This window comes from Bradyrhizobium sp. A5, from assembly GCF_042076515.1.
Lineage (GTDB): Bacteria > Pseudomonadota > Alphaproteobacteria > Rhizobiales > Xanthobacteraceae > Bradyrhizobium > Bradyrhizobium cosmicum.
Genome location: NZ_CP148990.1, coordinates 6,811,821 through 6,831,687, shown reverse-complemented (window position 1 = coordinate 6,831,687; position 19,867 = coordinate 6,811,821). Strand labels below are relative to the sequence as shown.

Sequence of the window (19,867 nt, the reverse complement as noted above, 5' to 3'; positions counted from 1 at the left end):
GTGAAAGGGGATGTCTAACGATCCAGTCGGGGACTTCCGTCTGATCCATGTGCGGCACAGGCACCGAAGTCCAGCTCAGTTAAGGCGTAGCTCATGGATGATCTGTTGCGGGAGTTTTTGACGGAGACCAGCGAGAGCCTGGACACCGTCGACAATCAACTGGTGAAGTTCGAACAGGAGCCGAACAACGCCAAGATCCTGGATAACATCTTCCGCCTGGTCCACACCATCAAGGGCACCTGCGGCTTCCTCGGACTGCCGCGGCTGGAAGCGCTGGCGCATGCCGGCGAGACCCTGATGAGCAAATTCCGCGACGGCATGCCGGTGACGGCGGACGCGGTGTCGCTGATTCTGGCTTCGATCGACCGCATCAAGGAGATCCTGGCCGGCCTCGAGGCGACCGAAGCCGAGCCCGAGGGCACCGACCGCGATCTCATCGACCAGCTGGAAGCGATGGTCGAGCAGGGCATGGCGGCGATGTCAGCGTCGGCTTCGCCGATCGCGTCAGGCTCGGCGCAGCCGATGCCGGCGGCTGCAGCCGCTGCTCCCGTGGCGGAAGCGCCGCCGCTGGTGCCGGAAGCGCCGGCCGCCGCTGCGCCTGCGCCCGCAAAGGAGATGACCTCGGGCGCGCTGATCGACCAGACGCTGGAGCGTCCGCTGCGTCCGGGCGAAGTGTCGCTCGACGAGCTCGAGCGCGCCTTCCGCGAGACCGCGATCGAAGCGCCCGTTGCCGAGGTCAAGGCCGAGCCCGCCGCTGAAGCGCCGGCGCCGGTTGCCAAGGAAGTCACCAAGGAAGCCAAGGCTTCTAACGAAAAGGCGCCCAAGGAAAAGGCCGCGAGGAAGCCGGCCGCCGACGAGACCGCAGGCGAGGGCGACCGCGTCGCCAACCAGTCGATCCGCGTCAACGTGGATACGCTGGAGCATTTGATGACCATGGTCTCCGAGCTGGTGCTGACCCGCAACCAGTTGCTGGAGATCTCCCGCCGCAACGAGGACACCGAGTTCAAGGTGCCGTTGCAGCGCCTGTCCAACGTCACCGCCGAGCTGCAGGAAGGCGTCATGAAGACGCGCATGCAGCCGATCGGCAATGCCTGGCAGAAGTTGCCCCGCATCGTCCGCGACCTCTCGAGCGAACTCGGCAAGCAGATCGATCTGGAGATGCACGGCGCCGACACCGAGCTCGACCGCCAGGTGCTCGACCTGATCAAGGACCCGCTCACCCACATGGTGCGCAACTCCGCCGACCATGGCCTCGAGACCCCGGCCGAGCGGCTGGCGAGCGGCAAGGGCGAGCAGGGCACCATCCGCCTGTCCGCCTATCACGAGGGCGGCCACATCATCATCTGCATCGCCGACAACGGCCGCGGCCTCAACACCGACAAGATCAAGGCCAAGGCGATCTCTTCCGGTCTCGTCACCGAGGCCGAGCTCGAGAAGATGAGCGAAGCCCAGATCCACAAGTTCATCTTCGCGCCGGGCTTCTCGACCGCGGCCGCCATCACCTCGGTCTCCGGCCGCGGCGTCGGCATGGACGTGGTCCGCACCAATATCGACCAGATCGGCGGCACCATCGACATCAAGTCGGTGGCCGGCGAGGGCTCCTCGGTCACCATCAAGATCCCGCTGACGCTTGCCATCGTCTCCGCGCTGATCGTGGAAGCGGCCGGCGACCGCTTTGCGATCCCGCAGCTCTCGGTGGTCGAGCTCGTCCGTGCCCGCGCCAACAGCGAGCATCGTATCGAGCGCATCAAGGACACCGCGGTGCTTCGCCTGCGCAACAAGCTGCTGCCGCTGATCCACCTCAAGAAGCTGCTCAAGATCGACGACGGCGCGGCCAGCGATCCCGAGAACGGCTTCATCGTGGTGACGCAGGTCGGCAGCCAGACCTTCGGCATCGTCGTCGACGGCGTGTTCCACACCGAAGAAATCGTGGTCAAGCCGATGTCGACGAAACTGCGTCACATCGACATGTTCTCGGGCAACACCATTCTGGGCGACGGCGCCGTGATCATGATCATCGACCCCAACGGCATCGCCAAGGCGCTCGGCGCCGCCGGTTCCTCGGCTCACGAGATGGGCGACGACGCCTCGGCCCACCACGCCTCCTCGGGCGAGCAGACCACCTCGCTGCTGGTGTTCCGCGCCGGCTCCAGTCAGCCCAAGGCGGTCCCGCTCGGGCTGGTCACCCGCCTGGAAGAGCTTCCCGCCGACAAGATCGAGTTCTCCAACGGCCGCTACATGGTGCAGTACCGCGACCAGCTGATGCCGCTCGTCGCCATGGAGAGCGTCACCATCGCCTCGCAGGGCGCCCAGCCGATCCTGGTGTTCTCCGATGACGGCCGCTCCATGGGCCTGGTCGTCGACGAGATCATCGACATCGTCGAGGAGCGGCTCAACATCGAGGTCGGCGGCGCCAGCCAGGGCATCCTGGGTTCGGCCGTGATCAAGGGCCAAGCGACCGAAGTGATCGACGTCGGCCACTTCCTGCCGATGGCGTTCTCCGACTGGTTCACCCGCAAGGAGATGAAGTCGTCGATGCACTCGCAGTCGGTGCTGCTGGTCGACGACAGCGCGTTCTTCCGCAACATGCTGGCACCGGTGCTCAAGGCCGCCGGCTACCGCGTCCGCACCGCGCCGACCGCGCAGGAGGGCTTAGCTGCGCTGCGTGCGCAGAGCTTCGACGTAGTCCTGACCGACATCGAGATGCCCGACATGAACGGGTTCGAGTTCGCCGAGACCATCCGCTCGGACAACAATCTGGGCTCGATGCCGATCATCGGCCTCTCCGCCCTGGTGTCGCCGGCGGCGATCGAGCGCGGCCGTCAGGCCGGCTTCCACGACTATGTCGCCAAGTTCGACCGTCCCGGTCTGATCGCGGCGCTGAAGGAACAGACCGCGGGCGCCGCCGGTGCCTCCGAGCTGAACCGGGCGGCGGCGTAACCGCATGATCCGGAAAAGTGTGAAGCGGTTTTCCGAAGAGATCATGCTCAAACAAGAGAGCCGGGATCAGGAGATACGCACATGACCAGCAAGACACAAATCGGCGAAGGCGCCATGGTCGAATACGTCACCGCGATGATCGGCGGGCAGCTGTTCGGGCTGCCGATCTCCCGCGTCCAGGACGTGTTCATGCCCGAGCGCGTCACCCGCGTTCCGTTGTCCTCGCGCGAGATCGCGGGCGTGCTGAACCTGCGCGGCCGCATCGTCACCGTGGTCGACATGCGCGCCCGGCTCGGCCTGCCCAAGCCGGAGGACGGCAAGACCCCGATGGCGGTCGGCGTCGACCTCCGTGGTGAATCCTATGGCCTGCTGATCGACCAGATCGGCGAAGTGCTGCGGCTCGCCGAAGACGGCAAGGAAGAGAACCCCGTCAACCTCGATCCCCGCATGGCGAAGCTTGCCGGCGGCGTCCACCGCCTCGACGGACAGCTCATGGTCGTCCTCGACGTCGATCGCGTCCTCGAGCTCAAGACCGAAGTGCAATTGGCTGCCTGAACTTTCACAAAAGAAATTTAAGCGGGAGATCCAAGATGAAGACGTGTTTGGTAGTTGACGACTCAAGCATCGTGCGCAAAGTCGCGCGTCGTATCGTCGAATCGCTCGGCTTTCAGGTCATCGAAGCGGAAGACGGCGTCGAGGCGCTGGTCCACTGCAAGAAGGCGATGCCGGAAGCCATCCTGCTCGACTGGAACATGCCGGTCATGGACGGCTTCCAGTTCCTCGGCACGCTGCGCCGCATGCCCGGCGGCGACGAACCCATGGTCGTATTCTGTACCACCGAGACCGGTATCGACCACATCACGCGTGCGATGGGCGGCGGTGCGAACGAATACATCATGAAGCCGTTCGACAAGGACATCGTGATGGCGAAGTTCCAGGAAGTGGGGCTGATTGCGCTCGGCGAAGAAACTGCTGCCTGAAGCTCATTCGCTAACGCCAAGAGGTCTTCCGTGAACCCGACCGAGTACGAGTACCTGCGTAAGTTTCTGAAGGATAGTTCCGGTCTGGACCTGTCTGCTGACAAGCAGTATCTAATCGAAAGCCGCTTGCTGCCGCTCGCGCGGAAGGCCGGACTCTCCGGCATCGGCGAACTCGTGCAAAAGCTTCAGGCCGGCTCGAGCGCGCTGGTCGGCAGTGTGGTCGAGGCCATGACCACCAACGAGACCTTCTTCTTCCGCGACAAGGTCCCGTTCGATCATTTCCGCGACACCATCGTGCCCGAGGTGATCAAGGCGCGCGCCGGCAAACGCAGCGTGCGCATCTGGTGTGCCGCCGGCTCGACCGGGCAGGAGCCCTATTCGCTGGCGATGTGCCTGAAGGAGATGGGGGCGGCCCTCACCGGCTGGCGCATCGAAATCATCGCGACCGACCTGTCGCAGGAGGTGCTGGAGAAGGCCAAGTCCGGCATCTACAGCCAGTTCGAAGTGCAGCGCGGGCTGCCGATCCAGATGCTGATGAAATATTTCAAGCAGAACGGCGAGACCTGGCAGATCAATCCCGAACTGCGGGCGATGATCCAGCACCGGCAGCTCAACCTGCTGCACGATTTCGCCCAGCTCGGCACGTTCGACGTCATCTTCTGCCGCAACGTGCTGATCTATTTCGACCAGGACACCAAGATCAACATCTTCAACCGCCTGGCACGCCAGATCGAGCCCGACGGCTTCCTGGTGCTCGGTGCGGCGGAGACCGTGGTCGGCCTGACCGACACGTTCCGGCCGCTCCCCGAAAAGCGCGGCCTCTACAAGCCGAACGACCCGCGTGCGGCCGCAGCCAGGCCGGCTGCCGCCGCTGCCGGGCCGCCGCGCATCGCGGTGATGGCAGGACGATAAGCATGGCCGAGGATGGCAAGGGTGCGGAGCGCGTCACGTTCAGTCGCGGCTATGATGTCTGCATCATGGCCATCGACGGCACGTGGCGGCGCGACTGCAAGCTCAACGCGATCTCCGACACCGACGCGATCCTCACGGTAGAAGGCTCGATCCAGGGATTGAACCTGAAGGAGTTCTTCCTGCTGCTGTCGTCGACGGGGCTGGCCTATCGCCGCTGCGAACTGGTGCGCGTCAACGGCGCCGAAATGGACATCCAGTTCCTGCGCGGCAAGAACCGGAAGAAGCGCGGCGCCGCCGGCGGCCGTGACGAAGCGGCGTGATCCTGACGCAGCCCGCGTCGCCGCTCTCCGAGCCGTTGGTTCACAATTGCTGAAATTTCCGGGTGAATTCGCCGCGTCGGCTTTACGTCGCCTAAGCGCGATCCGTGTATCCATGAATGGTCTCAATCCCAGGATACGGAAATGCCCAGAAGTTCCCTCTCCCCCATCCCGTCAAACCTGCCTGACGTCGCCGAGCGGCGCGCGCTTCAGCTCCTTGTCGTCGACGACGACGCCACGCAGCGCAGCCTGATCACTGTCGCCGCCAAGCACGCCGGCCACGAGGTCACGGTGGCGCCGTCCGTCGCGGAGGCGATCGAAAAGCTCCGCGCCTCGCGCTTCGACTGCGTGACGCTCGATCTCGTGCTGGAGGATGGCGACGGCATCGAGGTGCTTGGCGAGATGGCGAAGGTGAAGTTCGCCGGCGCGGTGATCGTCATCAGCGGCATGGATGGCAAGCGCCGCAGTGCCGCCCGCAGCTTCGCCCGCTCCGTCGGCATCGAGCTCCAGAGCCTGCCGAAGCCGCTGGATCTCGCGGCCCTGCGCATCAGCCTCGCCAATCTCGGAAAGACGGCGATGGGCCTTCCGGCGATACACACCTGGGGCGGCGTCGCCACCGACGCGATCGTGGGGCGGCACCGGGCCTGACGCGCGGAGATGCGATGCAGTCAGCTGCGGCAGGTCAGCCGCGCTGATTGCGGCTTAAGCCGAGTTGCTCCGATAGTTGCTGCAGGGCGCGGCCAAGCCCCGTCCGGCAGACGTTGAGGGTGGCGCTCGCCGTGGCATAACGGGGCGTCACGTCGTCGAGCACGACCACATCGACGGAACCTGCGGCACTGCCTGTATCGTCCCGCTCCATGGCTGCGTCGATCAGGCGCATGCTGATATCGATGCGCGCGATCAGAGAGCGAAGGTCCGCTGCGATCAACTGACGGCTGTCAGTTTCATGCGCCGCGACGAGCGAGGGTGTGCCAGCGGAATTTAGCATGGATATTCTCCGTGTCCCGCAATTAGGCCTCCTGCCGCTACTTGTGCGTTAAGTCCATGTCCCGTACAAATACGGGTGGGCCGAATCTGCGCCGAACGCCATAACGAAAGGCGCGGACGCGAGTCCTTTAATGTCGGATGGACATGGCACATGGTCGAACAAACCTCCCGTGGTGAGATCTTCGTGGTCGATGACGACCCTGCCGTTCGCGACACCTTGTCGATGGTGTTGAAGGCGGCGGGCTATGAAGTGATTTGTTTTGCGGACGGCGCGGCACTGCTCTCCGTCGCGCGAAGCCGCACACCGGCTGCGATCCTGCTTGACGTGCACATTCCCGGAAAGTCGGGTCTCGACATTCTCAAGGAGCTGCACGGCGAGGACTATCCGGCGCCGATCTTCATGATCTCCGGACAGGGCGACATCACGATGGCGGTGGGTGCGATCAAGAGCGGCGCGCTCGATTTCATCGAGAAGCCGTTCCGCGGCAGCGAGATCGTCGGCCGGCTCGACGAGGCGATCGGAGCCTATGCACGCAGGCAGGCAGAGAGTGCGTCGCCGAAATTCAACTCGCTGCATTTCCCCGGACGCGAGCCATTGACGCGGCGTGAACGGGAGGTGCTCGAACAGTTCGCTTCCGGTGCGTCCAACAAGGAGGCCGGCCGCACGCTCGGCATCAGCCCGCGCACCATCGAGGACCACCGCGCCAACATCATGAAGAAGCTCGGCGCGCGCAATGCCGCCGACCTGATCCGCATCGTGATGACCGCGGCCCAGCGCGCGTCGTAACTCTGTCCGGGCTACTGCGCATCACCCCTGCAGCGCCTTGCGGATGATCCGCGCCAGATCCGATTTGCGATACGGCTTCGCGAGCAGCAGCACGCCCAAATCGAGCCGGCCGTGATGGATGATCGCGTTCTCGGTATAGCCGGACGTGAAGACCACCCTGAGATCGGGGCGCGTCTTCAAGACTTCGTCGGCCAGCTGCCGTCCGTTCATCTTGCCGGGCATGATGACGTCGGTGAACAGGAGGTCGAACGGCTCTCCGCTCGCGACGATCGCGAGCGCTTCTGCGGCATTCGCGGCCTGCAAGGTGACGTAGCCGAGCGACTCCAGCTGAGCCAGCACGTACTCGCGGACCAGTCGATCGTCCTCGACCACGAGGATGGTCTCGTGTCCACCCTCGACCGCCGCCTGGGTCACGCCTTCGCCCACAGCCGTAGGCGTCTTGCCCGGCGGCAGGTACATCTTGATCGTGGTGCCGTGGCCCTCCTCGCTGTAGATCTTGATGTGGCCCGCGGACTGCTTGATGAAGCCGTAGACCATCGAGAGCCCGAGCCCGGTGCCCTTGCCTGGTCCCTTCGAGGTGAAGAAGGGATCGAACACCCTGGCCAGGATGTTGGCGGGAATGCCGGTGCCGGTGTCGCTCACGGCGATCAGGACATAGTGGCCGGGCCGGACGTCGTTGACGCTGGCATAGGCCTCGTCGAGATAGGCGGCGCCAGTCTCCACGATCAGCTTGCCACCTCCGGGCATGGCGTCGCGGGCATTGAGCGCGAGATTGAGCAGCGCGGTGGTAAGCTGGTTGGGATCGACGATCGCGACGACGCTTTCGTCCTCGAACACCGATTCGATGTGGATCTGCTCGCCCAGAGTCGGCCGCAGCAGCTTCGCGGTGTCGATGATCAGCGAATTGATGTCGATCTCGCGCGGCTGGAGTGGTTGCTTGCGCGCGAAGGCGAGCAGGTGCTGGGTCAGCTCTGCGCCGCGCCCGGCGGCCTCGTCGATCATCTTCGTGATCGCCGCAAGCTCCGGCTCCTTCGCCACCGCGTCGCTCAAGATCTCGATCGTCCCGGTGATGACGGTGAGAATGTTGTTGAAGTCATGCGCCACGCCGCCGGTGAGCTGGCCGACCGCCTCCATCTTCTCGGCGTGGCGGATGCGCTCCTCGGACGCGATCTTGTCGGTCAGGTCGCGGTAAAACACGTTGAACAGGACGCCTTCGCGGCGCCGCAGCGCGGTGACGCTCAGCTCGGCCTTGAAGTCCTTGCCGTCGCGGCGGCGGCACATGAGCTCGCGGCGGCGATTGAGTGTCTGGCCCTCCCCGGACTCGAGGAACCGCGCGAGGCCGGTCGTGACCCTTTCACGCTCAGCCTCGGCGACGATGAGATCAATCGCGTTTCTGCCCAGCACCTCGTCGCGGCGCCAGCCGAACAGCTCTTCGGCCCGCGAGCTCCAGCTCAGGATGGTGCTGCGGTCGTCGGTCTGGACGAAGGCGTCGAGTGCGGTCTCGACGATGTTGCGGGCGAGATGCTCGCTCTCACGCAAGGACTCCTCCGCGAGCCTCGCTTCGGTCATGTCGCGCCCGACGAAGAAGAAGCGCCGGGCCTGATCCGACCAGTTGCCGAGCCATGATAGCCAGACTTCGTGTCCGTCCTTGTGGAAGCAGCGGGTGTCCGCGAGCTTGGGAGAGCCGCCGTGCCGGAGCTCGCGCATTTCCTCGCGGGACTGCTCGAGATGGGCAGGATGGATGAAATCGGCGCCGCTGCGGCCGATCATCTCGTCTGGCCGGTAGCCGAGAATGGTCTCGCTGCTCGGACTGATCTGCACGATATGGCCCCGCGAGTTCATGATCATGATGAGATCCTGCGAGGCGTCGAACAGCTGCCGCCGCTCCTCGAGCTGCTGCTGCAAGGCCCGTTCGGTCCGCCGCGCGTCGGTGAGGCGGCGCGCAGAGCCGGACGCGCCGATGATCTCGCCCGAGGCCCCCCTGATCGGTGAGAGGCTGACCGAGATTTCGACCGGACTGCCGTCCCGGTGCAAACGCATGGTCTCGAAGTGCTCGATCCGCTCGCCCCGCGAAATCCGGCCAATGTAGTCCTTGCCCTCCTCGCGGCGCTCGGCCGGCAGGATGATCGAGGTCGGTTGTCCGACCGCTTCCTCGGCCGAATAGCCATAGAGCCGCTCGGCCGCTCCGTTCCAGCCGATGATGATGCCATCGAGCGTCTGCATGACGATCGAATCGTCGGAGGACTCGACCGCCGCGCTGAACAGGCGCTCGCGGACGGCAAGCTGGTCGCGTGCGGCCTCGGTGCGCCGCCGCTCTTCGACCTCGTGCTCCAATGCCGATGTCTTCGCCTTGGTCTCCTCGACCATACGGGCAAAGGCCCGCGCCAGCATGCCGGTCTCGCCCGAGGCGTCGATCGGGATGTTCGCGGGCTGGCCGCGCCCGATCGCCTCGACCGCGGTCGTGAGCCGTCCGATCGGCCGGGTCAGCGACCGCGCCAGCAGCATGGCAAGCACGGCAGCGACCATCACCGCGATGAGGCCGATCGTGATGGTGGTTCGTTCGATGATGACGGCAGGCGCCATGAAGACGGCGTTAGGCACGACGCGGATGATGGCGGCCCACTGCCCCTCGGCCAGGATCGCGGGCGCGATCGCGGTCCCGCTCGGCCTGCCGTCGCTGCCTGGCACGACCTGCGTAGCAGTCAGGGTCGATCCGGTGGTCGCAGCAAAATAGGGGAAGTCGTCCTGCCAGCGCGTCGGTGTCCCCAGTTGCGAACCGAACTCGCGGGTACGATCCGGATGTACGAGGTAATCGCCGTTGCGGCCGACGACATAGACCGACTCGCCCCGCCGGACCGATATGCGAATGCGATCGAACACCTGGCGCATGTCGATATTGACGACGACGATGCCGAACAGCCGGTGATCGGGCCCGAACAGCGGTCCCGCGACGCGCAATGTCGGAACATGCGGCATCTGAATGACGCCGTCGTCGACGTTGAGATCGACCGGAGAGACGTAGATCTGGTCCTCGGACAGTTTGATTGCGTCCTGGAAGAAGAAGCGATCGTCCTTGCTCTGCAGAGCCTCGTCGGGAACGATGCGCACCGATCCGCCCGGTCCCGATCGGTCGACGCGCAGATATTCGTGGCCGTCAGCGCCGATCACGCGGAACTTTGCGTAGGCCGGATGGGCCCCGACGTCGGCCAGGAGGCGCGTCAGCAGCCGCTCGCGCCAGGTCTTTTCCGAGAGGCGATCGATCGGATCGACGCCGCCGTTGAAATGGGCATCGATCATGCCACGCACGGCGGCATGGGCGCGGAATGTCACGATGTCGGCATGCGCGCCGGCGGTCTGGGCTTCGAGTTGGGAGGCGAGCAGCTGTGATTGGCTCTCGATGCGTTCGAGCACGCGCGGCAGGAAAGCTCGCTCCAGGCTGTAATGGCTCAGCCATCCGACGGCAGCGACCGCAACCGCGACCAGCAGGATCATTGCGATGGCCAGTCGGGTTGCGAGGGTCATGTCGGCCTTTGCGCCGCGTCGAGAACAGTCTGGAAGTCTCTGCCGCGCTGTAACATGGAGCTTTCAGCCATCAGCAGCCGCAGCCGGCATTGGGTTGCGGCGGGGACGACGATTGCGCCGATCCGAGGCAGCTGTCGACAGCTGCAAGCAACGCGTCGGGCCGAAACGGCTTTTGCCGGCTGGCCACCGCGTCGAGCTTGGTCGCCATCTTCAGGAAGTCTACCAGTCCCGTGCGGCCATCGCCGGCGATGCTGAGGTGATGACCGGCCCTCTCCAGGATCAGCCGGATCGTCAGCTGCACGGCCGGGTCGTCATCCACGATCAGGATGTTGGCCACGTCTAAAATCCTCCGGGTCGAACGGAGATGTTCCCGCCGACCAAATCAAAGTTTCAAATGAGAAATTGTTGCGCGGATTGTGCCCATCCTGCAAGCACTTCGCGGCCGATGCAGCGTTCGCTTCGCGCGATTCCGACGGCGGCGCTCATATGCATGTTTACGTGCACATGGGGTTCCGGGCGGACCTAGTCGGTCAGGTACTCCGGATGATGGCTTCGGATCCTGTCGAGCTCGCTGAGCGTGCCTGACAGGTGCTTGCGCAGATGCTGCTGCGCCGCATCGGCGTCTCCGGCCTCGATCGCGCTTGCGATCAGCTTGTGATGGCGGACGATGTTCTGGGCCTTGCCGGGCGAGGGCAGATGCAGCCGGCGAAGCCGGTCGATATGTCCGCTGCGGCTGCGCACCAGCGTCCAAAGCTCCTGCTTGCCAGCGGCGGCGTAGAGCTGGGCATGGAAATCATTGTCGCCGGCCATGAACGCCTCGAAGTCACCGGCCTTGGCAAATTGTTGCTGCAGTACGATGGCGTGATCCAGACGGGCCACCAGCGCGGCGTCGCAGTTGCCCGCGAGCAGACGCACGATCTCCAGCTCCAGCGCCTGGCGCAGGAAGTGCGCCTGCTCGGCGCGGCTGATGTCGATCCGGCTGACCACGGTCGCGTGCTGCGGAAAGACGTCGACCAGGCCTTCCTCCTCGAGCCGCATCAGCGCATCGCGCACCGGCGTCAAGCTGACGCCAAACTGCCCGGCGAGTTCGGCGCGTGACAGCGGCGCGCCCGGCGGCAGCTCCAGGGCGATGATCGCATTGCGCAGGCGCTCGAACACCTGCGGCGCGGCCTGACGGGCACGATCGAGCCGGGCCGCGCGAGGCGCGGTATGGGTTGCTTCCATGTCGGGTCCCGCGGGCTTGCCTTCGATACGCTAATATATTAGTGCATCACCGGGGTCAACGCGGCGCGACGCTGGCCGGAGGAAACACACAACAATGATCAAGTATCTTCGTAGCAGGCTTGCGGTTGCCGCCCTGATCGCCGCGGCCGCCACATTATCCGCGGCACATGCGCAGCAGAAGTCTGAGATCTCGCTGTCGCGCCAGCCCGGCATTTTCTACATGCCGAGCCACATCATGGAAAAGCAGAAGCTTATCGAGAAGCATGCGGCCGCTCTCGGTGTGCCAGGTGTCACCACCAAATGGGTCACCTTCTCGGGCGGCGGGGCGCAGACCGATGCGCTGCTGGCCGGCGGCGTCGACATCCTCAACACCGGCACCGGCAATCTGCTGCTGCTGTGGGATCGAACCCGCGGCGGGGTGAAGGGCGTCGTCGCGACCTCGGCGCAGCCGATGACGCTGATCAGCCGCGATGCCAACATCAAGTCGATCAGGGATTTCGGCCCGAGCGACAAGATCGCGGTCCCGACGGTGAAAGTCTCGACCCAGGCGATCGTGCTTCAGATCGCGGCGGCCGAGGCCTTCGGCGCCGATCAATGGGCGAAGCTCGATACCAACACCGTGCAGCTCGGTCATCCCGACGCCTATGCGGCGCTCGCCAATCCCAAGCACGAGGTGCACACCCATTTCTCGATTCCGCCGTTCACCTTCCTGGAGCTGAAGAACGTGCCGGGCGCGCACGTCGTGCTGTCATCGCCCGACGTGATGGGCGGCCCGCTCAGCCAGGCGCAGTTCTTCACCACGACGAAATTCGCCGATGCCAATCCGAAGATCATCCAGGCCGTGCGCGACGCGACCAGGGAAGCGCAGGATCTGATCCGTAGCGACACCAGGCAGGCCGTCGAGATCTACAAGGAGATCACCGGCGACAAGACTTCCGTGGAAGAGCTGCTCGATCTCCTCAAGGAGCCCGGCATGATGGAGTGGAATCTCGAGCCGCAGGGCACGATGAAGTTCGCGGCGCACCTGTTCAAGACCGGCACGCTGAAGAACCAACCCAAGGCCTGGACCGATTATTATCTCCCCGTCGCGCACGATCTGAAAGGCAACTGATGGCGCTGCTCGACGTGAGCGGGGTAACGCTGCGCTACAAGACCTCCAGCGCGGTCGTCACCGCCACCGAAAGGGTGAGCTTCACTGTCGACAAGTCCGATCGCTTCGTGCTGCTCGGGCCCTCCGGCTGCGGCAAGTCGACTTTGCTCAAGGCCGTCGGCGGTTACATGACGCCGAGCGAGGGCCGCATGAGCATCAACGACCGCGAGATCCGTGGTCCCGGCGCCGACCGCATGATGATCTTCCAGGAGTTCGACCAGCTGCTGCCCTGGAAGAGCGTGCTTGCGAACGTGATGTTTCCGCTGCTGACCGCGCGAAAGCTGTCGCGCAAGGAGGCCGAGGCGCGGGCGCGGGCCTATATCGAGAAGGTCGGCCTCACCCGTGTCGTCGATGCCTATCCGCACACGCTGTCCGGCGGGATGAAGCAGCGGGTTGCGATCGCGCGCGGCATGGCGATGGAGCCGGACATTCTCCTGATGGACGAGCCGTTCGCGGCGCTCGACGCGCTGACGCGCCGGACCTGCCAGGACGAGCTGCTCCAGCTCTGGAGCGAGACCCGGTTCACCGTTCTGTTCGTGACCCATTCGATTGCGGAGGCGATCCGCATAGGCAACCGCATCCTGCTGCTGTCGCCGCATCCCGGCCGCGTCAAGGCCGAGGTGGTCGACGTCGACAAGGTCTCCAGCGACGATGGCAGCGCCGGCCGGCTGGAGAAGGAGATCCACGATCTTCTGTTCGCTGCCGAAGCCACGGCGCATTGAAGGAGCCTCTCATGGGCGAAGCAAGAATATTGCTGCGTGACGCGCCGGTTGCGACCGCGAGCGGCGCAGGCGAGGTCGAGCGCAAGCTGAGCGTGCCTGAAATGCTGTGGAATGACGGTTTCGTCCGCAAGACCGTCATCATCCTGTTTCTCGCCGCGGTCTGGGAGGCCTACGGCGTCACTCTCGACAATCCCCTGCTGTTTCCGACGCTGCACGACACGATCGTCACGCTCTGGGACCGCGTCAGGGACGGCTCGATCCCGATGCGAGCCTGGGCCTCGCTCAAGGTCCTGTTCATGGGCTATTCGGCCGGCATCGTGCTCGCCGCCATCTTCACCGTGCTTGCGATCTCGACCCGCATCGGGACAGACTTCCTGGAGACGGTCACGGCGATGTTCAACCCGTTGCCGGCGATCGCGCTGCTGCCGCTAGCCCTGATCTGGTTCGGTCTCGGCAATGGCAGCCTGGTCTTCGTGTTGATCCATTCGGTGCTGTGGCCGGTCGCGCTCAACACCCATTCCGGCTTCAAGAGCGTGTCCAACACGCTGCGCATGGTCGGCCGCAACTACGGCCTGCGCGGATTGCCCTATGTGGCGAAAATCCTGATCCCCGCCGCCTTCGGCTCGATCCTTACCGGCCTGAAGATCGGCTGGGCCTTTGCCTGGCGCACGCTGATCGCAGCCGAGCTGGTGTTCGGCGTGTCCTCGGGGCAGGGCGGGCTCGGGTGGTTCATCTTCGAAAACCGCAACCTGCTCGACATACCTGCGGTCTTCGCAGGCCTCTTGACGGTAATTATCATCGGGCTCTTTGTCGAGAACCTGATCTTCCGCGCCATCGAGCGGAACACCGTGCAGAAATGGGGCACCCAATCATGACCAAGACCAAGAAGAAGACACCCGACCAGCTCCGCAGCGCCCGCTGGTTCGCGCCCGACGATCTCCGCTCGTTCGGCCACCGCTCCCGCGCCATGCAGATGGGCTATGCCCCCGAGGAATGGAAGGACCGCCCGATCATCGCGATCCTCAACACCTGGTCGGATGCGCAGCCCTGCCACATGCACTTCAAGTCGCGCGTCGACGACGTCAAGCGGGGCATCCTGATGGCGGGCGGCCTGCCGCTCGAATTGCCGGCACTGTCGCTGTCGGAATCGCTGCTGAAGCCGACCACCATGCTCTATCGCAATCTGCTGGCGATGGACGCCGAGGAGCTGCTACGCAGCCATCCCGTCGATGGCGTGGTGCTGATGGGCGGCTGCGACAAGACCACGCCGGCGCTGCTGCTGGGTGCCACCTCGATGAACATCCCGGCGATCTACCTGCCGGCAGGTCCCATGCTGCGCGGCAACTGGAAGGGCAAGACGCTCGGCTCCGGCTCGGACGGCTGGAAATACTGGGACGAGCGGCGCGCAGGAAAAATTTCTGAAAAGGACTGGCTCGATATCGAAGCCGGCATTGCCCGTAGCTACGGCACCTGCATGACCATGGGCACGGCCTCGACCATGACGGCGATCGCGGAAGCGATCGGCATGACCTTGCCCGGCGCCTCCTCGATTCCGGCCGCCGATGCCAACCACATCCGCATGGCCAGCGAATGCGGCCGCCGCATCGTCGAGATGGTGTGGGAGGACCTGACGCCCAGGACGATCCAGACCCGCGAAGCCTTCGAAAATGCCATTGCGGTGGCGATGGCGATGGGCTGCTCGACCAACGCGATCATCCATCTGATCGCGCAGGCCCGCCGCGCCGGCCAGGACATCGGCCTCGACGATTTCGAGATTGCGAGCCGCAAGGTGCCTGTCATTGCCAACGTGCGGCCGAGCGGCGATGCCTATCTGATGGAGGACTTCTTCTACGCCGGCGGCTTGCCGGCGCTGATGGGCCAGATCAAGCAACATCTGCATCTCGGTTGCGTCACGGTGACCGGCAAGACTGTTGGCGAGAACATCGAGGGCGCCGAGGTCCACAACGGCGACGTGATCCGCTCGGTCGACAATCCCATCTACAAGGAAGGCGCGCTCGCCGTGCTCAAGGGCAACCTCGCGCCCGACGGCTGCGTCATCAAGCCCTCCGCCTGCGCGCCGCGCTTCCTCAAGCACACCGGTCCTGCGCTGGTGTTCGACGACTATCCCTCGATGAAGAAGGCGGTGGACGATCCCGATCTGGACGTCACCGAAGACCACATCCTGATCCTGCGCAATGCGGGGCCGCAGGGCGGGCCGGGCATGCCGGAATGGGGCATGCTGCCGATCCCGACCAAGCTCGTGAAGCAGGGCGTGCGCGACATGGTGCGCCTCTCGGATGCGCGCATGAGCGGCACCAGCTACGGCGCATGTATTTTGCACGTCTCGCCCGAGTCCTACATCGGCGGTCCGCTGGCGCTGGTGCGGAACGGCGACCGCATCACGCTCGATGTCGCCGCGCGCACCATCAACCTCGACGTATCAGAAGCCGAGCTCGACAAGCGCCGCGCCGCCTGGAAGCAGCCCGAGCGCCGCTTCGAGCGCGGCTATGGCTGGATGTTCACCAAGCACATCAAGCAGGCCAATGAAGGCTGCGACTTCGACTTCCTCGAGACCGATTTCGGCGCGCCGATCGGCGAGCCGTCGATTTACTAACCCCGTCATTCCGGGGCATCGCGAAGCGATGAGCCCGGAATCCATCGTGCAGCAGTCTGTGCCGCCCCATGGATTCCGGGTTCGCGCTACGCGCGCCCCGGAATGACAAGAGAGAGTGTCCCATGACCAAACTGTCCGAAGCCACCCGCACCAAGCTCAAATCAGTCTCCACCGCCACCGTCGCCACCGCGCTGTTCAAGCGCGGCCTGCGCATCCAGATGATCCAGGATGTGCACCCCGTGGGCGCGGACCAGCCGACCATGGTCGGAGAGGCCTTCACGCTGCGCTACATGCCGGCGCGCGAGGATCTCAACACCATCGATGTCTTCAAGGACCGCTCGCATCCGCAGCGCAAGGCGATCGAGGATTGCCCGCCCGGTTCGGTGCTGGTGATGGACAGCCGCAAGGACGCGCGCGCGGCTTCGGCCGGCGCAATCCTGGTGACGCGGTTGATGAAGCGCGGGGTTGCCGGCGTCGTCACCGACGGCGGCTTTCGCGATTCCGCCGAGATCGCAAAACTCGGCATCCCCGCCTACCACCATCGCCCCTCGGCGCCGACCAACCTGACGCTGCATCAGGCGATCGAGATCAACGTGCCGGTCGGCTGCGGTGACGCGCCGGTGTTCCCCGGCGATGTCATCCTCGGCGATGCCGACGGCGTCATCGTGATCCCTGCGCATCTGGCCGACGAGATCGCCAACGAGACCTTCGAGATGACCGCGTTCGAGGATTTCGTCACCGAGGAAGTCGGCAAGGGTCGCGGCATCTTCGGTCTCTATCCGGCCACCGATCCGCAGACGCTCACCGACTTTGCGGAATGGCGGACGAAGAACGGTCGGTAGCAGGCGCCGGCCGCGGAGCGATCACAGCATCCCGGGCCGGAACAGCTTCCTGTACTTGCGTGTCTCGGCGCCGGAGATCATGAACTCGCCGTCGCCGCGATAGTGGATGGTCTTTGGCAGCTTCGGCGCCGTCGCCACGTGCGCCTTGACCACCTCGAAGACGAACATGTTGTACTTTTTCACCTGGCTGGCGTCGGCAAGCTGGCATTCGAAGCTGGCATAGCACTCGTCGATCAGCGGCGCCCGGACATGCGTGCCCGGCTTGGGCGTCAGGCCGAATTCGCCGAACTTGTCGATATCGCGCCCGGAGCTGTTGCCGATTTTCACGACCGTCGTTGCGAGGTCGGCGGTCGGGATGTTGATCACGCATTGGCGGCTGCTGCGGATCAGATCGAAACTGTGGTTCGCGCTCGAGATGATGCAGGACACCAGCGCCGGCGAGAATTCCATCATCATGTGCCAGCCCATCGTCATGATGTTGGTCTCGTTCTTGTGGGCCGAGCTCACAAGGACGATGGGCCCCGGCTCGAGCAGGCGGCGGACGTTCGAGGTCGGAAAATCCCGCTTAATGTAACGCCGCATGCTCACTCCTGCGAATCTACGCCTGCGCCATTCCCGCCGCCCACAGCGCGAACGCGTAGACGATCGCGACCTCATCGAGCCGGTCGAAGCGCCCCGACGCGCCGCCGTGCCCGGCGCCCATGTTGGTGCGCAGGAGAACCGGACCGCCGCCGCTCATCGTGGCGCGCAGGCGGGCGATCCACTTGGCCGGCTCCCAATAGGTGACGCGCGGATCGGTCAAGCCGCCCATCGCCAGGATAGCCGGATACTCCTTGGCGGCGACGTTGTCGTAAGGCGAGTAGGACAGGATGGTGCGAAAATCCTTCTCGCTCTCGATCGGGTTGCCCCATTCCGGCCATTCCGGCGGCGTCAGCGGCAGCGTGTCGTCGAGCATGGTGTTGAGCACGTCGACGAAAGGCACCTCGGCGACGATGCCCGCGAACAGCTCGCCGGCGCGGTTCGCCACCGCGCCCATCAACATGCCGCCGGCCGAGCCGCCATGCCCAACGATGCGCTTTGCGCTGGTGTACTTCGCGTCGATCAGTGCGCGGGCGCTGGCCGAGAAGTCGTCGAAGCTGTTGGTCTTCTTCTCGCGCTTGCCGTCGAGATACCAGCCCCAGCCCTTGTCGGCGCCGCCGCGGATATGGGCGATGGCGTAGACGAAGCCGCGATCGACCAGCGACAGGCGGTTGGCATTGAACGAGGCCGGCATCGCCATGCCGTAGGAGCCGTAGCCGTAGAGCAGCAGCGGCGCCGATCCGTCGAGCTTGAGGCCGCGACGATAGAGGATCGACACCGGCACCTCGGCGCCGTCATGCGCCTTCGCCATGATGCGCGTGGTGACATAGTCGGCCGCATTGTGGCCGGACGGAATCTCCTGGCGCTTGCGCAGGGTGCGTGTGCGCTTGGCCATGTCGTAGTCATAGACTTCCGACGGCGTCGTCATCGACGAATAGGCGAAGCGCAAATTCGTCGTCTCGAATTCGTAGGAGCCCATCGTGTCGAGCGAATAGGCCGCTTCGTCGAAGGCGATGGCGTGCTCTTCCCTGGTCGTGAGATCGCGGATCACGATTCCCGGCAGTGCATTGGCGCGCTCCAGCCGCACCAGATGGCCGGCATAGAGATCGAGATCGATGATGTAGATACCCGGACGATACGGGATCAGGTCGCGCCAGTTCGCGCGCTCGGGCTGGCTGAGCGGCGCGGTGACGATCTTGAAGTCGATGGCGTCGTCGGCATTGGTGAGGATGAAGAGCTCGTCGCCGCGGTCGGCCAGCGAATATTGCACGCCTTCCTCGCGTGCCGCGACCAGCCGCGGCGGCGCTTCGGGATGGGCGAGATCGATCAGCCGCTGTTCCGAGGTCTCGTGGTCGCCGCCGGCGATCACGCAGAAGCGGCCGCTGGCGCTCTCGTGCAGATGGGTGAACCAGCCGGCATCCTGCTCTTCGTAGACGAGCGTGTCATCGGCCTGCTTGGTGCCGAGCTTGTGCCGCCACACCTGCATCGGCCGGTGATTGTCGTCGAGCTTCACGTAGAAGAAGGACTTGGCATCCGCAGCCCAGACCACGCCGCCATCGCTCTCCTCGACGACGTCGTCGAGATCCTTGCCCGTGGCCCAGTCGCGGACACGGATCGAAAAATATTCGGAGCCCTTGGTGTCCGCGCTCCAGGCCTGCAGCTTGTGATCGTTGGAGTGGCGGCTGCCGCCGAACTTGAAATAGGTGTGGTCCTTGGCCAGCGCGTCGCCGTCGAGCACGATATGACCCTCGCCGCCGTCGCGCGGCATGCGGCCGAACAGCTCGTGCTGCCCGCCTTCACGGAACTTGCGGAAATAGGCGAAGGGCCCGTCCGGCGAGGGCACGCTGGAATCGTCCTCCTTGATCCGCCCGCGCATCTCGCGCACCAGAGTCTTCTGGAGGGCTCCGGTATGGCCGAGCAGACTCTCGGTGTAGACGTTCTCTTCATCGAGATATTTTCGGATGTCCGGATCGAGCACCTTGGGTTCGCGCAACACCTCCTGCCATTTCTCGTCCTTCAGCCAGGCATAGTCGTCGGTCACCGTGATCCCGTGCCGCGTAAAGGAATGCGGCCGGCGCGGGGCGACGGGGGGCTTCGAAGGTGTCTTGGTCTGGGTCACTCGGTCCTCATCATCTCGTATTCGCGCGGCGCCGTTCTTCACCTCTCCCCGCGTGCGGGGCGAGGGAGAAGTCTGTCCTGCCTTATATCGTCCTGATTCCACCAATTGCCAGCGGGGCTGCGCCGGGGACTGCGCCAAGTCGCCGGGTTGTTGATCGCCCGCTGGTATGCTT

The 19,867-nt window shown here is 64.7% G+C and carries 18 protein-coding genes; 12 read left to right on the top strand and 6 right to left on the bottom strand.

The genetic code is table 11. The features are described from left to right. Positions 1 to 93: 93 nt before the first annotated feature. The 6 genes from WHZ77_RS32300 to WHZ77_RS32275 all read left to right on the top strand — a co-directional run bounded on the left by WHZ77_RS32300 (position 94) and on the right by WHZ77_RS32275 (position 5,797). Entirely contained in the window at positions 94 to 2,940 is a 2,847-nt protein-coding gene (locus WHZ77_RS32300; protein WP_375311627.1) for a chemotaxis protein CheW, read from the top strand. A gap of 81 nt (positions 2,941 to 3,021) precedes the next feature. Further along, positions 3,022 to 3,495, top strand: coding sequence for a chemotaxis protein CheW (locus WHZ77_RS32295; RefSeq protein WP_375311626.1), 474 nt, complete (start codon positions 3,022 to 3,024; stop codon positions 3,493 to 3,495). Positions 3,496 to 3,530: 35 nt separating this feature from the next. Next, positions 3,531 to 3,920 (top strand): PleD family two-component system response regulator, encoded by a 390-nt coding sequence (locus WHZ77_RS32290; protein WP_375311625.1) that lies wholly within the window; start codon positions 3,531 to 3,533, stop codon positions 3,918 to 3,920. 30 nt (positions 3,921 to 3,950) lie between these two features. Next, positions 3,951 to 4,832: a CheR family methyltransferase gene (locus WHZ77_RS32285; protein ID WP_375311624.1), complete on the top strand. Its 882-nt coding sequence runs from the start codon at positions 3,951 to 3,953 to the stop codon at positions 4,830 to 4,832. Positions 4,833 to 4,834: 2 nt separating this feature from the next. Next, positions 4,835 to 5,152: a hypothetical protein gene (locus WHZ77_RS32280; protein WP_008565131.1), complete on the top strand. Its 318-nt coding sequence runs from the start codon at positions 4,835 to 4,837 to the stop codon at positions 5,150 to 5,152. A 141-nt stretch (positions 5,153 to 5,293) separates the two neighbouring features. Continuing rightward, entirely contained in the window at positions 5,294 to 5,797 is a 504-nt protein-coding gene (locus WHZ77_RS32275; RefSeq protein WP_375311623.1) for a response regulator, read from the top strand. Positions 5,798 to 5,831: 34 nt separating this feature from the next. On the opposite strand, the gene WHZ77_RS32270 is transcribed toward WHZ77_RS32275, so the two are convergent. Continuing rightward, the gene (locus WHZ77_RS32270; RefSeq protein WP_375311622.1) at positions 5,832 to 6,137 is read right to left on the bottom strand and encodes a hypothetical protein; all 306 of its coding nucleotides are present in this window, start codon (positions 6,135 to 6,137) and stop codon (positions 5,832 to 5,834) included. Between the two features lie 150 nt (positions 6,138 to 6,287). Between WHZ77_RS32270 and WHZ77_RS32265 the strand changes: the two genes are divergently transcribed. Further along, complete coding sequence (locus WHZ77_RS32265; protein WP_375311621.1) at positions 6,288 to 6,923, top strand: response regulator transcription factor; 636 nt, start codon at positions 6,288 to 6,290, stop codon at positions 6,921 to 6,923. A 21-nt stretch (positions 6,924 to 6,944) separates the two neighbouring features. Here WHZ77_RS32265 and WHZ77_RS32260 read toward each other — a convergent pair whose 3' ends face one another. The 3 genes from WHZ77_RS32260 to WHZ77_RS32250 form a co-directional block, all read right to left on the bottom strand. After that, positions 6,945 to 10,445: a PAS domain S-box protein gene (locus tag WHZ77_RS32260; RefSeq protein ID WP_375311620.1), complete on the bottom strand. Its 3,501-nt coding sequence runs from the start codon at positions 10,443 to 10,445 to the stop codon at positions 6,945 to 6,947. A gap of 70 nt (positions 10,446 to 10,515) precedes the next feature. After that, positions 10,516 to 10,782: a hypothetical protein gene (locus WHZ77_RS32255; RefSeq protein WP_375311619.1), complete on the bottom strand. Its 267-nt coding sequence runs from the start codon at positions 10,780 to 10,782 to the stop codon at positions 10,516 to 10,518. Between the two features lie 185 nt (positions 10,783 to 10,967). Continuing rightward, positions 10,968 to 11,669 carry a GntR family transcriptional regulator gene (locus WHZ77_RS32250; RefSeq protein WP_375311618.1) on the bottom strand — a complete coding sequence of 234 codons (702 nt, stop codon included), beginning with the start codon at positions 11,667 to 11,669 and terminating at the stop codon, positions 10,968 to 10,970. A gap of 94 nt (positions 11,670 to 11,763) precedes the next feature. On the opposite strand from WHZ77_RS32250, the gene WHZ77_RS32245 reads away from it, so the two are divergent. From WHZ77_RS32245 to WHZ77_RS32225, 5 genes are all read left to right on the top strand, one after another. Next, positions 11,764 to 12,780: an ABC transporter substrate-binding protein gene (locus tag WHZ77_RS32245; protein ID WP_375311617.1), complete on the top strand. Its 1,017-nt coding sequence runs from the start codon at positions 11,764 to 11,766 to the stop codon at positions 12,778 to 12,780. Beyond that, complete coding sequence (locus WHZ77_RS32240) at positions 12,780 to 13,541, top strand: ABC transporter ATP-binding protein (protein WP_375311616.1); 762 nt, start codon at positions 12,780 to 12,782, stop codon at positions 13,539 to 13,541. Before WHZ77_RS32245 ends, WHZ77_RS32240 begins: the two co-directional genes overlap by 1 nt. 11 nt (positions 13,542 to 13,552) lie before the next feature. Next, positions 13,553 to 14,416 carry an ABC transporter permease gene (locus WHZ77_RS32235; RefSeq protein WP_375311615.1) on the top strand — a complete coding sequence of 288 codons (864 nt, stop codon included), beginning with the start codon at positions 13,553 to 13,555 and terminating at the stop codon, positions 14,414 to 14,416. Continuing rightward, on the top strand, positions 14,413 to 16,155 hold the full coding sequence (araD, locus tag WHZ77_RS32230) for an L-arabinonate dehydratase (protein WP_375311614.1): 1,743 nt from the start codon (positions 14,413 to 14,415) through the stop codon (positions 16,153 to 16,155). The genes WHZ77_RS32235 and araD overlap by 4 nt, the downstream gene beginning before the upstream one ends. A 122-nt stretch (positions 16,156 to 16,277) precedes the next feature. Then, entirely contained in the window at positions 16,278 to 16,997 is a 720-nt protein-coding gene (locus tag WHZ77_RS32225; RefSeq protein ID WP_375311613.1) for a ribonuclease activity regulator RraA, read from the top strand. Positions 16,998 to 17,018: 21 nt separating this feature from the next. Here WHZ77_RS32225 and WHZ77_RS32220 read toward each other — a convergent pair whose 3' ends face one another. Both WHZ77_RS32220 and WHZ77_RS32215 read right to left on the bottom strand, forming a co-directional pair. Beyond that, complete coding sequence (locus WHZ77_RS32220; protein ID WP_375311612.1) at positions 17,019 to 17,579, bottom strand: flavin reductase family protein; 561 nt, start codon at positions 17,577 to 17,579, stop codon at positions 17,019 to 17,021. A gap of 16 nt (positions 17,580 to 17,595) precedes the next feature. Further along, positions 17,596 to 19,695 (bottom strand): S9 family peptidase, encoded by a 2,100-nt coding sequence (locus WHZ77_RS32215; RefSeq protein WP_375311611.1) that lies wholly within the window; start codon positions 19,693 to 19,695, stop codon positions 17,596 to 17,598. Positions 19,696 to 19,867: the final 172 nt, after the last annotated feature.

What these genes read in the sequence shown, in the direction of transcription:
- WHZ77_RS32300 (WP_375311627.1), top strand. Translation starts at nt 94, where the DNA reads ATGGATGATCTGTTGCGGGAGTTTTTGACGGAGACCAGCGAGAGCCTG.
- WHZ77_RS32295 (WP_375311626.1), top strand. Translation starts at nt 3,022, where the DNA reads ATGACCAGCAAGACACAAATCGGCGAAGGCGCCATGGTCGAATACGTC.
- WHZ77_RS32290 (WP_375311625.1), top strand. Translation starts at nt 3,531, where the DNA reads ATGAAGACGTGTTTGGTAGTTGACGACTCAAGCATCGTGCGCAAAGTC.
- WHZ77_RS32280 (WP_008565131.1), top strand. Translation starts at nt 4,835, where the DNA reads ATGGCCGAGGATGGCAAGGGTGCGGAGCGCGTCACGTTCAGTCGCGGC.
- WHZ77_RS32275 (WP_375311623.1), top strand. Translation starts at nt 5,294, where the DNA reads ATGCCCAGAAGTTCCCTCTCCCCCATCCCGTCAAACCTGCCTGACGTC.
- WHZ77_RS32270 (WP_375311622.1), bottom strand. Translation starts at nt 6,137, where the DNA reads ATGCTAAATTCCGCTGGCACACCCTCGCTCGTCGCGGCGCATGAAACT.
- WHZ77_RS32265 (WP_375311621.1), top strand. Translation starts at nt 6,288, where the DNA reads ATGGTCGAACAAACCTCCCGTGGTGAGATCTTCGTGGTCGATGACGAC.
- WHZ77_RS32260 (WP_375311620.1), bottom strand. Translation starts at nt 10,445, where the DNA reads ATGACCCTCGCAACCCGACTGGCCATCGCAATGATCCTGCTGGTCGCG.
- WHZ77_RS32250 (WP_375311618.1), bottom strand. Translation starts at nt 11,669, where the DNA reads ATGGAAGCAACCCATACCGCGCCTCGCGCGGCCCGGCTCGATCGTGCC.
- WHZ77_RS32245 (WP_375311617.1), top strand. Translation starts at nt 11,764, where the DNA reads ATGATCAAGTATCTTCGTAGCAGGCTTGCGGTTGCCGCCCTGATCGCC.
- WHZ77_RS32240 (WP_375311616.1), top strand. Translation starts at nt 12,780, where the DNA reads ATGGCGCTGCTCGACGTGAGCGGGGTAACGCTGCGCTACAAGACCTCC.
- WHZ77_RS32235 (WP_375311615.1), top strand. Translation starts at nt 13,553, where the DNA reads ATGGGCGAAGCAAGAATATTGCTGCGTGACGCGCCGGTTGCGACCGCG.
- araD (WP_375311614.1), top strand. Translation starts at nt 14,413, where the DNA reads ATGACCAAGACCAAGAAGAAGACACCCGACCAGCTCCGCAGCGCCCGC.
- WHZ77_RS32225 (WP_375311613.1), top strand. Translation starts at nt 16,278, where the DNA reads ATGACCAAACTGTCCGAAGCCACCCGCACCAAGCTCAAATCAGTCTCC.
- WHZ77_RS32220 (WP_375311612.1), bottom strand. Translation starts at nt 17,579, where the DNA reads ATGCGGCGTTACATTAAGCGGGATTTTCCGACCTCGAACGTCCGCCGC.